The sequence below is a fragment of the Bradyrhizobium macuxiense genome (assembly GCF_007993935.1).
GTDB classification, from domain to species: Bacteria; Pseudomonadota; Alphaproteobacteria; order Rhizobiales; family Xanthobacteraceae; genus Bradyrhizobium; species Bradyrhizobium macuxiense_A.
The window spans coordinates 180,380-194,942 of sequence record NZ_VITY01000006.1 but is presented as its reverse complement, the minus strand read 5'-3'; the positions used below and the strand labels follow the sequence as shown (position 1 = coordinate 194,942).

Here is a 14,563-nt window from a genome sequence, read left to right as displayed (position 1 = left end):
ATGAGCAAGGGCAGCAATTTCTGGGTGATCGGCGGCGAGTTCGGGTCGATGAACTTCCACAAGCTCGTCGAAGGCTCCGCCCAGGTCCGCGGTCCGTTCAAGACCCGCAAGGAAGCCGAAGAGTGCTGGAAGGAAGTCTCGGAAGAGAGCCGCCACAAGGCCGGCGTGCGCTTCTCGATCGTCGAGGAGCCGTCGCGGGTTTCGGCCTGAGCGCCAGAATTATCAGAGCTAAGAAAACGTCCAAGGACGGCGGCCCCATCCGGTTCATCCGGGTGGGGTCGACCGCTTTTGGGACACCGCGTGGGTTTTTTGATCTGGGGATAAGTGATCGCCTAAGTGCTTGGGAACCAACGTCCTTTGCGGACGTCATGGTTGCTGATAGGTTAATGGCTAAGCAAACCCGTCACCACGAGGCCGCAAGGCATGTCCGATCCGCAGAACACCGGCAGCGAGGCGCGCGAGATGCGGCCGACGCTGCGAGAGGCGCTGCGGCGGGCGCGGATCGAAGCGGCCGACCGCACCGGCGTCGTCGTCGAGCTGCGCGATGCCGAAGTGGCGCGGCTCGAGATCCTCAACGACGCGCTCGATCCGCTGTTCGCGCAGGTGCCGGCGAGGGTCGACTTGTTCGACCGCGGCATCAGCCAGGGCGAGACACCGCGGCTCTGGATCGACGTCGTCGCGCATGTGCTGATGGGCCGCGACAAGCGCATCTACCGCTTCGTGCAGGACACGAGGTTCGGCCGCATCGTGCTCGCCGAATCGCACGACGTGGCCGTGATCGTCGATGCGGTCACCGACTATGTGGCGCGCCGCCTGATCGAGCGCGAGCATGCGATGGTGGCAACGCCGCTTCCGGTTGCCGAGCCGCCGGCGCCGCCGCCCGTACCGGTGGTGGCGCCGAAGCGCCGCGGCGGGGTCGGCATGTTCGTGCTCGGCTTCATCCTCGGCGCGCTGGCGCTGTTCGGTTTCGCGCTGTTGGCGAGTGTGCAGAATTTCTGAAGCATGATCCGGAAAAGTGCGAAGCGGTTTTCCCTCGCGACAAACGCGGAACGCGTTTGCGCGGAGATCATGCTCAGATAGGGGCGGGGGGCATCGTGGTCATAACACCCGCCTCGGCATTTTTCGGCGTGCTGGCGGCAGGCGCCGTGATCGGCAGCGCCGTGCTGTTCGGCAAATGGCAGACGCTGCGGCGCGCCGAATATATCCGCACCTTCAAATGGCCGGCGGGGCTGCTGGCCCGGCTCGAGAAACATCACCCCGGCTTCTCCCGCAAGGACAGCGCGCTGGTGTCGCGCGGCCTGCGGCAGTTCTTCCTCGCCCATCTGATGAGCGGCAAGCGCTACGTCTCGATGCCGTCGCAGGCGGCCGATGATCTCTGGCACGAATTCATTCTCTACACCCGCGAATACGACGCGTTCTGCCGCCGCGCGTTCGGCACGTTCCTGCATCACACGCCGGCCGTCGTGCTGGTGAAGGAGCGGCGCCGGAGCAATGAAGGGCTGCGGCGGGTCTGGTGGTACTGCTGCAAATACGAGAACATCGATCCGATCAGGCCGACGCGGCTGCCGCTGTTGTTCGCGCTCGATGCCAAGCTGAACATTGCGAACGGCTTCATCTATCACACCGACTGCGAGGCGCTGCGGCGCAGCGGCATTGCCGGCAGCAGCCCCTATTGCGGTGGTGATTTCTCGGACTCATCGATCGACGGATCGTCGGCGGGCTTCGGCGATGCCGGCAGCGACGGAAGCCATGGCGGCGATGGTGGCGGCCACGGCGGCGGTGATGGAGGCGGTGGCGACGGTGGAGGCGGCGGCGACAGCGGAGGCGGCTGCGGCGGCGGGTGTGGCGGCGGCGGTGGCGATTAACGCTTGATCCGGAAAAGCAGCGCGCTTCAGGACAACCGCACTTGCTTCAGCTCGCGAATGCCGTCGTGATGGCCGAGGCCGCGCACGGTCTGCTCGCAGCGCCAGGCGTTGCCGTCGCGCTCGATCGAGAACAGATTGTAGGCCGCCGCCGGATAGTGCTTGCGCGCCAGCGCCGATGCCGACGGCACGCCGATTGCCGGGATCTTCCGCTCGGGGCCATCGAACCACATCGTCGAATGGATGTGATCGTGGCCGTGCAGCACCAGCTCGACGCCGTGCCGCTTGAGCAGCGCGAGCAATTGATGCGAATCGGTCAGCCGCTTGGCGCGCCCGTCGGAGTGCAGCGGGTGATGAACCAGGAGGACGCGGAACGCATCCTCCCGCGACAGCTGCGCGAGGATCGTCTCCAGCGCTGTGAGCTGGGCATGGCCGAGCCAGCCGGTCGCCATCAGCGGCGGCGTCGGCACCGCCGAGGAGACGCCGATCAGCGCCACCGGGCCGCGGCGGCGCACGAACGGAAAATGCGTCGCTGCGCCATCGGCGTCGCCGCGCAGATACTCGCCGAAGTGGCTGACGAAGCGATGCCGGGTCGCGCGCACATAGGCGTCGTGATTGCCGGGGACCACGGTGACGTCGGCAGCGCCGCCGACACCCTCCAGCCATTGCCGGGCCGGATTGAACTCGGCATCCAGCGCGAGGTTGACGAGGTCGCCGGTCACGGCGACATGGTCCGGCTGCTGCGCCTGCATGTCCGATACCAGCGCATCGAGCACGTCGCGGCGGTGATATTTGTGACGGTTGCGCGTCCAGTTCAAATAGCCGAAGGCGCGTTTGCCGGCGAGGTCGCGCAGCCGCGCCGCCGGCAGCGGCGGCAGATGTGGATCCGACAGATGCGCGAGGCGGAACGCTGCCATCACGCAATTCCCTTCGGATTGTCGGTGAAAAGTGGCCGGCAGCCGGTCATGTCGTGCTATCCCGAACGTCCTGTCCTGTATTGGCAAGAGCTGCGCAGGCGCGCAAGGATCAAAGCAAGGATCAAGCACGGATCAAACAGCATGATGGCGAGGGTTCAGTGACGGTCCTGCTCGATTTACGCAAGCGCTACGAGCCGCAGATCAGGTGGGTGTTTCATTTCTACTGGCGGCTGGTCCGCAGCATGACGCTCGGGGTCCGCGCCGTGGTGCTGGACGCCGACAACAACGTGTTCCTGGTCAAGCACAGCTACGTCCACGGCTGGTATCTGCCCGGCGGCGGGGTCGAGGTCGGCGAAAGTTTTATCGAGTCGCTGCGGCGCGAGCTGGAGGAGGAGGGGCGGATCGAGCTCACCGGCGAGCCGGTGCTGCACGGCATCTTCCACAACAGCCATGTCTCGCCGCGCGATCATGTCGCGGTCTATGTCGTCCGGAACTACCGGCAGGACCGGCTGCCGGAGCCGAATCGCGAGATCGTGGCCTGCGGCTTCTTCGATCCGGCCGCGCTGCCGGAGGAGACCACCCCCGGCACGCGGCTGCGGATCGCGGAGGTGCTCGAGGGCAGGCCGCCGCCGGCCACATGGCGGTGATGGACCGCGCCCGCGCCAGATGCTATCCCGCGCCCCACAATGACCGAATTGTCCCTGACCATCCTGCCCGAGACCCCGAAAGACGCCCAGGCGATCGAGCGCCTGCACGAGCGCACCTTCGGGCCCGGCCGCTTCGTGCTCAGCGCCTACCGGCTGCGCGAGCATGTCGATCATCTGCTCGACGTCTCCTTCACCGCGCGGATCGGCACCTTGCTGGTCGGCTCGGTGCGCCAGCTACCGGTCACCATCGGCGATACGCCGGCGCTGATGCTCGGGCCGTTGACGGTCGAGCCGCCGTTCCGCAGCCGCGGCGTCGGCCGCGCGCTGCTCGAGCGTGCGATCAATGACGCCCGGGCCAAGGGCCATCGGCTGATCGTGCTGGTCGGCGACGAACCATATTATGCGCGAGTCGGCTTCAAGCCGGTGCCGAAGGGGCGGATGACGATGCCCGGCCCGGTCGACTACAGTCGCCTGCTTGTCATGGAACTGGTTGACGGCGCGTTCGAGGGCGTATCTGGACCGATCCAGCCGGACTGGAGCAAGGCGATCTGACATCCGCGCGGGCCATCGCGGGAACGGTTGCGCGCCATCAGAAACTGAAGCACAGTTGAGGCAAGCGCCGGGACAAGACCGGCGCATGTCATATCAACAGGGAGAGTGCGCGCCATGATCAAGGTCAGTGTGATGTATCCGAACAATCCAGGCGCGCGCTTTGATCACGACTATTATCGCGACAAGCACATGCCCCTGGTGAAGGCGCGGCTGGGCGACGCCTGCAAATACTACACCGTCGACAAGGGGATCGCCGGCGGCGCGCCGGGGCAACCCGCGACCTATGTCGGGATGTGCCACATCTTCTGCGACTCGGTCGAAGCCTTCGCCGCCGGTATGAGCAAGCACGCCCAGGAGATCTTGGGCGACATTCCGAACTACACTGACCAGCAGCCGGTGATCCAGATCAGCGAAGTCGTCGTCGGCCACTGACGCTTGTAGCCCGGATGGAGCGAAGCGAAATCCGGGATCAGTCCCGCCGCAGGTATAGCTGCCCCGGATTGCGCTGCGCTCCATCCGGGCTACGCAACAGCAGATCCCTCTGCCGCTGACGGCAGAGGGATACGTTTGTCTCAGAACTTCAAGTTCGCAAACGCCCGCACGCCGAGGCCCGGCATCAGCACCTCATCCTTGGTGTAGGAGACGGAGTTGCGGATGTTCTGGTTGAGCAGATTGTTGCCGACCAGACCAAGCGTCATCTCGCGCGCGCCGATCCATGACTGATTGAGCTTGGTGTTGTAGGTGATCTCCGCGTTCAGCAGATTGTAGCCCGCGGTCGGGGTCTCGCCGATCACGGCGATGTCGTTCTGCGCGAACGCGTGCACCAGGTTGACGCGGGTGAACCAGTTGCTGTCGCGCCAGTAGACGCCACCGCCGAGCCGCACCGGCGGAATCCGCGGCACGTTCGTGCCGTCGGTGAAGGTGGCACGCACCACGTCGAACTGGTTCTCGATGCCCCAGATGCCGCCGTTGAGCGCGCCGATATCGAGCTGGCTCTGGAATTCGGCGCCGCGGAAGATCGCGTCCCGCTGCGAGTAGACCGCCTGGCGCGCCTCGTTGCTCGGATCGCCATTGCCGCAGGAATCGAAATCACCGCCGCACATCACCCCGGTCAGGCGGCGATAGATGAAATTGCTGAAGCGGGTGTAGTAGGCGGTGGCCTCGAAGCGGAACGGTCCGGTCGCCTTGCGCAGGCCGATCTCGACCGATTTCGCGGTCTCGATAGTCAGGTTCGGATTGCCGATGTCGAAAGTTGCGGTCGCATCGTGCGCGCCGCGCGAGAACAGCTCGGCGGGCTTCGGCGCGCGCTCGACATATTGCGCCGTGATGCTGCCGACGAGATCGCCGGGCAGGTTCTGGATCAGCCCAACGCTGCCGCTGACCGGCGTGTAGGACGGATTGCGCGACACCGCGCTCTGCGGCGCGCCGTCGGGCAGGAAGTTCGCCGGGAAATCCGGCATCGATCCGTGCAGCTCGACATGCTCGATACGGCCCGCGATTTGCGCCTTGGTTTGGTCCGTGAACTTGAACTCGTTGAACACGTAACCCGCGACGCGGTTGTTGTTGTTCGGGCTCCACAGGCCGTTGAACAGCGCGCCCGGATCGTCCGGGCTCGGCGCGGTCAACTCCTGGTGGCCGCCCTGCAGGCCGAACGCGGTCGTCACGGTTGCGAAGCGTGCGTTGAACGGCATCATCTGCACCTCGACGCGGGCTTCCTGCTCCTTGCTGGTGAAGGTCTGGCGCACGCCGTCGCTGAACAGATCGGTCGGGTCGGCAAGGCCGAGCTCGTTGTGGCGATAGTCGGTCGCGCCGACCCAGAACCGCACGGCGTCGATCGCGGCAGCATCGGGCCGGTACTCGCCCTTGACCGCGATCTTGGTCTGGTGCGCGTCGATCCGGGTCTTGTGGTCGGAGCCGTCGATGCCGGGGATGTGGTAGAGCGAGTCGTTCTGCGTGATCGCCGCGCCGATATAGCCGCCCTGGAAGAAATACGACGCGCCGACCGAGGCGCCGTCCGACTGTGTCGCGGAATTCGGCTGGCGGCCGCCCACCGGTCGGGTCTGGTCGAACAGATACGGATAGCTCGGAATGCTGTAGTCGCTGGTCGTGCGGCCGTAGACGTCGGCATGCACGGCGACATTGTTGCCGCCGGCATCCAGCAGCATCCCGCCTTCGACGCCGCGATTGACCGAGCTTACCGAGGTGCGAGTCTCGACATTGAGGCAACCCGGGCCGCCGGCGTCGGCCAGCGGCGCCTTCACCGGCAGCCCATAGCTCTGGAACGGTGCCGCCGCGCAGGTCGGCATCGCGTCGGGAATCCGGTTGTTGGTCGCGCTCACCACGCCGCCGATTGAGGTCGAGCCGTAGCGCAGCGCCGCAGGTCCCCGCACCACCTCGATCTGGTTGGTCGAGAACGGATCGATCGGCACGAAATGATCTTCGCCGAGATCGGAGACGCCGCCGCCGCCGAGGCCATTCTCGACGATGCCGACGCGGTTGACGTCGAGGCCGCGGATGATCGGCCGGCTCGATGCGCCGGGCGCGAAGCTCGACCCGGTGATGCCGGGCTTGGAGAACAAGAGATCGCCGAGCGTGGCGCCGCCGGAGCGCCGCAGTTCTTCGTTCGGCACCACGGTGACAGTCGCGAACTGGTCGGTGACGACGGGCAGCACGCCCTGTTGTGGCGCAGGCGCCGGTGCCGCTTGCGCCGGTTGCACCGCCGCGGCGCGTTCGCGGTTGCGGCTCGGCGCAGCCCGGACGACGTGAACCGGCGCACGCGTTGGCACAGTGCGGTGCCGCTGGATCGGGCTTGGCGCCGTCACCGTGACGTCAGGGAGTTGCGTCGGCGTGTCGTCGGCCAGCGCGCTGCCATGCATGGCGCCGAGCAGCAGCCAGCTCGCGCCTCCGATGTGGAGTGCCCGTGTCTTCTGAAGTGTCATTGTCCTGGTCCAAGTGCTGGAAGTGATGATCCAGCCCCCGTCGAAACGACGGATCGATCCCGATTTGCCCCGCGGGAAGCCGCAACTGTGACGCGGCCGTCCGCTCAGGGCGTGCAGCAATCAGTCGATGTCAGGACACAGGAGGTGCGCGGGAACGGAAGGCCGCGGGCGCCGACTTCAGATGGAGGAATTCGGCATTGGTGGTGCGGAACAGAAGCTCGACAGCCTCCGGCAGCAACAGCACCGGCGGCGCGGTGAACAGCATGCTGCTGGCGAGCGAGATGATGGCGCAGATCGCGCAATTGTCGGCGGGATGATGCCGGTCGTTGTCGTGCCTGACGGGCGGCTCGGTCCCGGTCACCTGGACCGCGAGGTCCGGCGTCGCCGAGGTCCCGATATAGGCGAGATCGAGCAGCGACAGGCCGCTCTGGGCAGCGGGCGCGGCTTGCGCGGCCGCGATGGGGTGGAAGTGCCCGAACGACAGCACGAACTGGACGGCGAGCGCGAACAGCGCCAGCCGCGAGCCAGTCTTGATGTGTCTCCGGAACCAATTCATGCCGATAGAGCCCCACCCATCGGCACGGCGCTCATTCCCCGGCCGTCCGATGTTACATTATAACATCGGACGGCGGCCGCGATGTCAACGGTGGTTCAGACCCACTTTATCGATCCGTTGCTGGTGTGGGATTGCAGCAACGGGGCCGATTGGATATGCGCGCTATTGGTGTCAGCGTCCCTCACGCAGCCAGGTTGCCGCGAATCCGCCGAGCAGCAGCAGCAGGCCGACCAGGCCGGCGAACATCGGCAGCACGCCGACGCCCTTGACCACGCTGGCGTCGCGCATCTTGACGCCGAGCCAGCCGTCGCCGCGGAAGATCGAGGACGCGCGCACCGGCACGATGCGCGGCATGTCGAGGCTCGATCCGTCGACGATGCGCCGTGCGTCGCCGCCGGTCGCCTGCGCCAGCGGCTTCAGCATGTCGGTGGTCGAGGTGACTTCCGAGAATTCCTTCGGGTTGGTCGGGCCGACATTGATCAGCGCCTTCAGCGTGCCGTCGGTGGCCTGCCACAGGCCGAGCTCGTTCGCGGGCAAGGTCGCGCGCCACTCGCCGGGATCGCCGGCGGTGAGCGTCAGTTCATGCGTGGCGCCGCTCGGCGACGTCACGGTGACGGGCGACACGGTGTCGGCCATGGTCTGCCGCACCACCATCAGGTCCTTGCCCTGCACCTGCATGCGCAACGCCTCTTCGTCGAGGTCGGGCTGCTTCATTAGCCAGTGCGACACCCGCCGCAGCAGATCGAGATGCGGTCCGCCGCCCTCATAGCCGCGCGCCCACAGCCAGATCTGGTCGGAGAGCAGCAGCGCGACGCGGCCTTCGCCGAACCGCGACAGCAGCAGCAGCGGCTTGCCGTCGGCGCCGGTCATGACCGGCGGGTTGATCGCGTTGCGGGTGTCGACGGTGCGGAAGAACCGGCTCCAATGCGGCGGCTCGGCATTCGAGCCTTCCAGCCCGCGCGTCACCGGATGGCGTTTCCCGGCATCGCTCAGATGCGCATAGAACGGCTTCTCGGTGACGCCGACCGGCTCGGCCGGCAGCACCGAATCCAGCGGCGTGCGCCAGATGCTGGTGGTCGAGGCGTAGTCGGGGCCGGCCGAAACCAGCACCGCGCCGCCGGAGCGGACATAGCGCGCGATGTTGTCGAAATAGGCGATCGGCAGCACGCCCTGGCGGGCGTAGCGATCGAAGATGATCAGCTGGAATTCGTTGATCTTCTGCTGGAACAGCTCGCGGGTCGGAAACGCGATCAGCGACAGCTCGTTGATCGGCGTGCCGTCCTGCTTCTCCGGCGGACGCAGAATCGTAAAGTGCACGAGATCGACGCTGGGGTCCGACTTCAACAGGTTGCGCCAGGTGCGCTCGCCGGCATGCGGCTCGCCGGACACCAGCAACACGCGCAGCTTGTCGCGCACGCCGTCGATCGCGACCACGGCGCGGTTGTTGACCGGCGTCAGCTCGTTCTCGAGCGGGGAGGCCTCGATCTCGACGATGTTGGGACCGGCGTGCTTGATGTCGATGTCGACACTGGAGGTCTGACCTGAGGTCAGTGTGCGCTCGTTGATCACCTCGCCGTCACGGCGGATCGTGACCTTGGCGCGCTCGCCGGTGACCCCCTGGTCATCGAGCCGGTAGGTGATGGTCTGGGTCTGGCCGACGATGCCGAAGCGCGGCGCCGCCGTGATCGCGATGCGGCGGTCACGCTCGTCCTTGCGGCCGGTGATCAGGGCGTGCACCGGGGCCTGGAAGCCGAGCGCCTGGGCGTTGCCGGGAATGTCATGCACGCGGCCGTCGGTGATCATGAACGCGCCGGCGACGCGCTCGACCGGAACGTCCGACAGCGCCGACGTCAGCGCGCCGAACAGTTTTGTGCCGTCGGTTTCGCCGTCGGCCTGGCCGGCCTCGACGACGCGGACCTCGAGGCCCTTGATCTGCTTCAGGCTGTCGACCAGCGCCTGCCGCGCCTTGTCGGTCTCCTGGTTGCGCGTGCCGAAATTCTGGCTCGGGCTCTTGTCGACCACCACGGCCGCGACCGAGGTCAATGGCTCGCGGTCCTCGCGGGTGAAGGACGGATTGGCCAGCGCAAGCAGGATCAGCGCCAATGCTGCGACACGCACCGCGGCGCCGCGCGCACGCGACAACAGCAGCAGTGCGGCGATGACGACGATCGCGCCGAGCGCGATCCACAGCACGATCGAGGGAACCAGCGGTGTGAACGCGATACCGTAGTTCATATCATTGTCCCAGCCGCTCGATCAGGGCAGGTGCATGCACCTGGTCGGCCTTGTAGTTACCGGTCAGCGTGTACATCACGATGTTGACGCCGGCGCGGAAGGCGAATTCGCGCTGGCGGGGCTCGCCCGGCGTCAGCGGCAGCATCGGCTGGCCGTCGGGACGGATCGCCCAGGCGCCGGCGAGGTCGTTGGACGTGATGATGATCGGCGAGACACCGTCACCGCCCCGTGCCGGGCGCTGTGCGGATTCTTCATCGTCCTCGCGCGGCAGCGCCTCGACCCAGGTCTGGCCCGAGTTGAAGCGGCCGGGGAAGTCGCGCAGCAGATAGAACGTCTTGGTCAGCACGTGCTCGCGCGGCACAGGCTCGAGCTCGGGCACGTCGAGGGTCGACAGCAATTCGCGCAGCGTCTGCATGCCCGGTGTCTGCGAGGCGCCGTTGTCGCCCGGCGGCGCTTCGACGGCGTCGCGGGTGTCGAACAGCACGGTGCCGCCCTGCTTCATGTAGGCGTCGATCTTGTTGATGGCGTCCTGCGGCGGCTTCGGCGCGCCCGGCACGATCGGCCAGTAGATCAGCGGGAAGAACGCCAGCTCGTCGCGCGCGGGATCGATGCCGACGGGATCGCCGGCTTCCAGCGCGGTGCGCTGGCCGAGGAACAGCGTCAGTCCGGACATCCCGGCCTTGACGATGGAATCGACGTCGGCATTGCCGGTCACGACATAAGCGAGCCGGGTCTGCGACACCGACTTGATGGCGAAGTCGTCGCTGCCGGCGTTCTGCGCGCGCGTCGGTGAGGGCGCCATCGTCGTCGCAAGGATGAAGGCCAACACAAGCACGGCAGGCGCCGCGCGCCGCCGGATCAGCGCGGCGAGGCCGCCGCCGAGCATCGCCACCACGATGGCGTCGAGCAGGAACAGCGCCAGCGCCGTCGACAGCATGATGCCGCGCAGGTCCCGCGGCTCGGCGTTGGTGTAGGTCGCACGCTTGGCGCGCAGGCCCGAGGTGTCGAGCGGCGCTATCCGGTCGGCGGAGGCCAGCGTGTTGACTGCGATCGGGCTCTCGGCCGTGCCGTAGAAGCCGGGCGGATGATCCGCGGTGCCGCGGTCGCGATAGTCCGCCGACATCGGCTTGGCGGTCGAGGGCGGCGGACCGAAGGCGCCGAAGCCATCGAGCGTGCGCAGCGGCGCCACCGTCTCGGCATTGGGATCGCTGGCGACGCCCGGGCCGGGCTTCGAGGTGTAGCCCGACATGTCGATCAGCCGACGCAGCATCTCGACGAAGGTGCCGGACATCGGCAGGTCCGACCAGCGCATGTCGGCGCCGACATGGAACAGGCTGACCACGCCCTTGCCGCGATGCTCGCCGGTGACGAGCGGCGTGCCGTCCTCCAGCGAGGCCCAGCTCTTGGTCGCGAGCACGGCGTCGGGCTCGGCCAGCACCTGGCGGCTCACGGTGATGTCCTTCGGCACGGTGAGGCCCGCGAACGGACCGTCGGCAGCGAACGAGGCCATGTGTTGCGGCTTCTCCCAGGTCAGGCTGCCGCCAAGCGTGCGCCCGCCGCGGCGCAGCTTGACGGGAACGAGGTCGTCATCGGCCTGCGCGAGGCGAGGACCGGCGAAGCGCACCAGCACGCCGCCTTGCTCGATCCAGGCGTTGAGCCGGTCGCGGATCTCCGGCGACAGCGTGCCGACGTCCGCCATCACGATCATCGGCAGCCGCTGATCGAGGAATTGCCCGATCACCTGCTGCGGTGCGCCGCGATCGCCGAGCCGGACATCGGCGAACGGCGACAGCGCGCGGGAGAGATAGAAGGTCGAGGCCAGCAGCGGCTGTGCAGTGTCGTTGCTCGCACCCGAGACCACGCCGATGGCGCGGCGGCGCCAGCGCCGGTCGAGCAGCTGCACGGCGCCGGCGGAATGCTCGCCCGCGATCTCGAGCCGCGCGATGTCGTTGCGCAGTTCGACCGGAAGGTCGAAGGCGGCTTCGGTCTCGCGGTCCTGCGGGCCGAATGTGTAGCGGGCCTCGCCGATCGGCGAGCCCTTGGCGTCGACCGCGCGCACGGTCCCGGCCGCAATGCCGCTCTCGGTGCGCAGCACCTTCACGGTCATCTTGGCGGCGGCGTTCTCGGCCGCGACCAGCGCCTGCGCAGATTGCGCGCCGCCGGCATAGATCGTCAGATTGCGGCTCTCGATCACCTTGCCGAGACCTTCGGTGAACTCGCTGCCGCGGCCGGTGTCGACGCCGTCGGACAGCCAGGCGATGTCGCAGTCGCCGGTCGATTTGAGGAAACGTTCCAGCGAGCTGAGGGTTTCAACGCGATCGATCGAGTAGGGCTTTGGCGCAAGCTGGCGCAACGCGACGCGCGCGGCGCCGGCCGGCATCAGCGTGATGTCGCGCGTGGGCTCGGACAGCGGCACCAGCGCGACGCCGCGGCGGTCGCTGTCGGCATTGGCGACCAACTCGTCGGCAGCCTTGATCCGCGCATCCCAGCTCGAAGCCGCGCTCCAGCCGTCGTCGAGCAGGATCACCAGCGGCTGCTTGCCCGCGGCAACGCCGGTCTGCGGATTCCAGATCGGGCCGGCAGCGGCGAGGATGACCAGCGCCGCGGCGGCGAGCCGCAGCAGCGTCAGCCACCACGGCGTGCGCGACGGCGTCTCCTCCTTGGGCGCGATGTCGAACAATAGCCGCGTCGGCGGGAATTCGATCCGGCGCGGCCGCGGCGGCATCACGCGCAGCAGCCACCACAGCACCGGCAGGCTGACCAGCCCCAGCAGCAGCAGCGGTTCGGCGAAGGAGAGGGGGAGGCCTGCGATCATGCGCTGCGTCCCGCCTTGACGGTTGAGCGGCCGCCGCCCTTGCTCACCATCATGCCGGCGTGCAGGAACAGCAGCAGTTCGGCCGCGGAGCGGCTGGTGGTGTGGGTCGAGAACAACCAGTCGAGCCGGTTGGTCTCGGTCCGAATCTGCTCGCGATGCAGCGCGACGCGCGCGACATAGTCGCTCGCCCAGCTCTCGGCGCGGCCCGCGGTGATGACGCTGCCGGCCTCGGGCTCGACGAATTCGACGCGGCCCGAATAGGGGAAGGTCTCTTCAGCGGGATCGACGACCTGGATCATGGTGCCGTGCGCGCCCGAGGAGGAAAGCCCGCCCAGCATCGCCGTGATCTCGGCCGATGACGACCAGAAATCCGACAGCACGACGACTTCGGCCAGCGACGACGGCACGAAGGACGGCGGCAGGCTCGCGCGCGTCGTCTCGTCGTGCAGGATCGCTTCCGCCATCTTGTCGATCACGTTGAGGCTTGCGGTCGGGTTCATGAGGCCGGGAATGCCGACGCGTTCGCCGCCCGCAACGAGCAACTCGGCAAGCGCGAAGGCGACGATCAGTCCGCGCTCCAGCTTGCTGTCGCGCACATCGCGTGAGGCGAAGGCCATCGAGGGCGAACGGTCGGGCCAGATCCACACGGTGTGCGCGGCCTCCCACTCCTGCTCGCGCACATAGAGATGGTCGTCGCGTGCCGAGCGGCGCCAGTCGACGCGCTGCGACGGCTCGCCGGAGACGAAGCGGCGGTACTGCCAGAAATTCTCGCCCGAGCCGGCGCGGCGGCGGCCGTGCAGGCCATGGATGACGTTGGCGGCAACACGGCGGGCCTCAAGCACCAGACGCGGCAGCGACGCGGCGAGCGTTCGGCTTTCGCCATCTGCACGTCGGACCGCCAGGATCTCCTCGTTCTGATGCCTGTTGTCTGCTGCCATCAACCGATCCGCGTCTTCAACTGCTTGATCACGTCCGGAATGGTGCGGCCCTCGGCGCGCGCCGAGAAGGTCAGCGCCATGCGGTGCTTGAGCACGGGCTCGGCGAGATCGAGCACGTCGTCGATCGACGGCGCGAGCCTGCCGTCGAGCAACGCGCGGGCGCGCACCGCCAGCATCAAGGCCTGGCTGGCGCGGGGACCGGGTCCCCACGCGATCAGCTTGCCGGCCTCGCCGCCCTCGGTGCCGGGGCGCGCGGCGCGCACCAGCGTCAGGATCGCCTCGACCACGGAATCGCCGACCGGCAGGCGCCGCACCAGCCGTTGTGCGGTGAGCAGCGTCTCCGCGTCCATCGACGGCTTGGCATGCGCCTCTTCGGCGCCGGTGGTTTCGAACAGGATGCGGCGCTCGGCGTCGCGATCGGGATAGTCGACGTCGATTTCCATCAGGAAGCGGTCGAGCTGCGCCTCGGGCAGCGGATAGGTGCCTTCCTGCTCGAGCGGGTTCTGGGTCGCGAGCACGTGGAACGGCTTCGGCAGATCGTGCCGCGCGCCGGCAATGGTGATGTGCTGCTCTTGCATGGCTTGCAGCAGCGCCGACTGGGTGCGCGGGCTGGCGCGGTTGATCTCGTCGGCCATCAAGAGCTGCGCGAACACCGGACCCGAGATGAAGCGGAACGAACGCTTGCCGGCCGAGCTCTCGTCGAGCACTTCGGCGCCGAGGATGTCCGACGGCATCAGGTCAGGCGTGAACTGGATGCGCTTGGCGTCGAGCCCGAGCGTGACACCGAGCGTTTCGACCAGCTTGGTCTTGGCGAGGCCGGGGACGCCGATCAACAGCGCGTGGCCGCCGGACAGGATCGTCACCAGCGTGTTTTCGATCACCTGGTCCTGGCCGAAGATGACCGTGGACACCGCTTCCTTGGCGGCCTTGATCTGGCCCGCGACCTGCTCGGCCGAACGGACGATCACATCCTCCAGTTTCTCGACGCTGTCTGCACCAGCCATTCGATCCGCTCCTTCTCGGCGATGCGCGCATTTCCCGCGGCTGCATCTGTCGTCATCGCATGGCCCGCATGCTAAACCTATGCGAAGGCCATGTATTC

At 67.4% G+C, this 14,563-nt stretch carries 13 protein-coding genes; 6 read left to right on the top strand and 7 right to left on the bottom strand.

Annotated elements, in window-relative coordinates:
* The 3 genes from FBZ93_RS17885 (at position 1) to FBZ93_RS41100 (ending at position 1,865) form a co-directional block, all read left to right on the top strand.
* Complete coding sequence (locus FBZ93_RS17885; protein ID WP_016839740.1) at positions 1-210, top strand: DUF4170 domain-containing protein; 210 nt, start codon at positions 1-3, stop codon at positions 208-210.
* A gap of 213 nt (positions 211-423) precedes the next feature.
* A complete protein-coding gene (locus tag FBZ93_RS17880; protein WP_146987204.1) occupies positions 424-999 on the top strand; it encodes a hypothetical protein in 576 nt (191 codons plus the stop codon).
* A gap of 95 nt (positions 1,000-1,094) precedes the next feature.
* Positions 1,095-1,865, top strand: coding sequence for a glycine-rich domain-containing protein (locus FBZ93_RS41100; RefSeq protein ID WP_208764025.1), 771 nt, complete (start codon positions 1,095-1,097; stop codon positions 1,863-1,865).
* 26 nt (positions 1,866-1,891) lie between these two features.
* On the opposite strand, the gene FBZ93_RS17870 is transcribed toward FBZ93_RS41100, so the two are convergent.
* The gene (locus FBZ93_RS17870; RefSeq protein ID WP_146987203.1) at positions 1,892-2,779 is read right to left on the bottom strand and encodes a metallophosphoesterase family protein; all 888 of its coding nucleotides are present in this window, start codon (positions 2,777-2,779) and stop codon (positions 1,892-1,894) included.
* A gap of 242 nt (positions 2,780-3,021) precedes the next feature.
* Here FBZ93_RS17870 and FBZ93_RS17865 point away from each other — a divergent pair, with 242 nt between their 5' ends.
* From FBZ93_RS17865 to FBZ93_RS17855, 3 genes are all read left to right on the top strand, one after another.
* Positions 3,022-3,426, top strand: coding sequence for an NUDIX domain-containing protein (locus FBZ93_RS17865; RefSeq protein ID WP_433995427.1), 405 nt, complete (start codon positions 3,022-3,024; stop codon positions 3,424-3,426).
* Between the two features lie 39 nt (positions 3,427-3,465).
* The gene (locus tag FBZ93_RS17860) at positions 3,466-3,978 is read left to right on the top strand and encodes a GNAT family N-acetyltransferase (protein ID WP_050387376.1); all 513 of its coding nucleotides are present in this window, start codon (positions 3,466-3,468) and stop codon (positions 3,976-3,978) included.
* Positions 3,979-4,092: 114 nt separating this feature from the next.
* Positions 4,093-4,410: an EthD family reductase gene (locus tag FBZ93_RS17855; RefSeq protein ID WP_146987201.1), complete on the top strand. Its 318-nt coding sequence runs from the start codon at positions 4,093-4,095 to the stop codon at positions 4,408-4,410.
* A gap of 140 nt (positions 4,411-4,550) precedes the next feature.
* Here FBZ93_RS17855 and FBZ93_RS17850 read toward each other — a convergent pair whose 3' ends face one another.
* The 6 genes from FBZ93_RS17850 to FBZ93_RS17825 form a co-directional block, all read right to left on the bottom strand.
* Positions 4,551-6,917, bottom strand: coding sequence for a TonB-dependent receptor (locus FBZ93_RS17850; RefSeq protein WP_146987200.1), 2,367 nt, complete (start codon positions 6,915-6,917; stop codon positions 4,551-4,553).
* A 130-nt stretch (positions 6,918-7,047) separates the two neighbouring features.
* Positions 7,048-7,473: a DUF2946 family protein gene (locus FBZ93_RS17845; RefSeq protein ID WP_146987199.1), complete on the bottom strand. Its 426-nt coding sequence runs from the start codon at positions 7,471-7,473 to the stop codon at positions 7,048-7,050.
* A 171-nt stretch (positions 7,474-7,644) separates the two neighbouring features.
* Positions 7,645-9,708: a hypothetical protein gene (locus tag FBZ93_RS17840; RefSeq protein WP_146987198.1), complete on the bottom strand. Its 2,064-nt coding sequence runs from the start codon at positions 9,706-9,708 to the stop codon at positions 7,645-7,647.
* A gap of 1 nt (position 9,709) precedes the next feature.
* Complete coding sequence (locus FBZ93_RS17835; protein WP_146987439.1) at positions 9,710-12,520, bottom strand: DUF4159 domain-containing protein; 2,811 nt, start codon at positions 12,518-12,520, stop codon at positions 9,710-9,712.
* Entirely contained in the window at positions 12,520-13,461 is a 942-nt protein-coding gene (locus FBZ93_RS17830; RefSeq protein WP_146987197.1) for a DUF58 domain-containing protein, read from the bottom strand. The genes FBZ93_RS17835 and FBZ93_RS17830 overlap by 1 nt, the downstream gene beginning before the upstream one ends.
* Positions 13,461-14,465, bottom strand: a complete 1,005-nt coding sequence (locus FBZ93_RS17825) for an AAA family ATPase (protein ID WP_050421964.1) — start codon at positions 14,463-14,465, stop codon at positions 13,461-13,463. Before FBZ93_RS17825 ends, FBZ93_RS17830 begins: the two co-directional genes overlap by 1 nt.
* Between the last annotated feature and the right edge of the window lie 98 nt (positions 14,466-14,563).

Coding starts and splice junctions, on each gene's coding strand:
- FBZ93_RS17885 (WP_016839740.1), top strand. CDS start 1: ATGAGCAAGGGCAGCAATTTCTGGGTGATCGGCGGCGAGTTCGGGTCG.
- FBZ93_RS17880 (WP_146987204.1), top strand. CDS start 424: ATGTCCGATCCGCAGAACACCGGCAGCGAGGCGCGCGAGATGCGGCCG.
- FBZ93_RS17870 (WP_146987203.1), bottom strand. CDS start 2,779: ATGGCAGCGTTCCGCCTCGCGCATCTGTCGGATCCACATCTGCCGCCG.
- FBZ93_RS17865 (WP_433995427.1), top strand. CDS start 3,022: ATGACGCTCGGGGTCCGCGCCGTGGTGCTGGACGCCGACAACAACGTG.
- FBZ93_RS17860 (WP_050387376.1), top strand. CDS start 3,466: ATGACCGAATTGTCCCTGACCATCCTGCCCGAGACCCCGAAAGACGCC.
- FBZ93_RS17855 (WP_146987201.1), top strand. CDS start 4,093: ATGATCAAGGTCAGTGTGATGTATCCGAACAATCCAGGCGCGCGCTTT.
- FBZ93_RS17850 (WP_146987200.1), bottom strand. CDS start 6,917: ATGACACTTCAGAAGACACGGGCACTCCACATCGGAGGCGCGAGCTGG.
- FBZ93_RS17845 (WP_146987199.1), bottom strand. CDS start 7,473: ATGAATTGGTTCCGGAGACACATCAAGACTGGCTCGCGGCTGGCGCTG.
- FBZ93_RS17840 (WP_146987198.1), bottom strand. CDS start 9,708: ATGAACTACGGTATCGCGTTCACACCGCTGGTTCCCTCGATCGTGCTG.
- FBZ93_RS17830 (WP_146987197.1), bottom strand. CDS start 13,461: ATGGCAGCAGACAACAGGCATCAGAACGAGGAGATCCTGGCGGTCCGA.
- FBZ93_RS17825 (WP_050421964.1), bottom strand. CDS start 14,465: ATGGCTGGTGCAGACAGCGTCGAGAAACTGGAGGATGTGATCGTCCGT.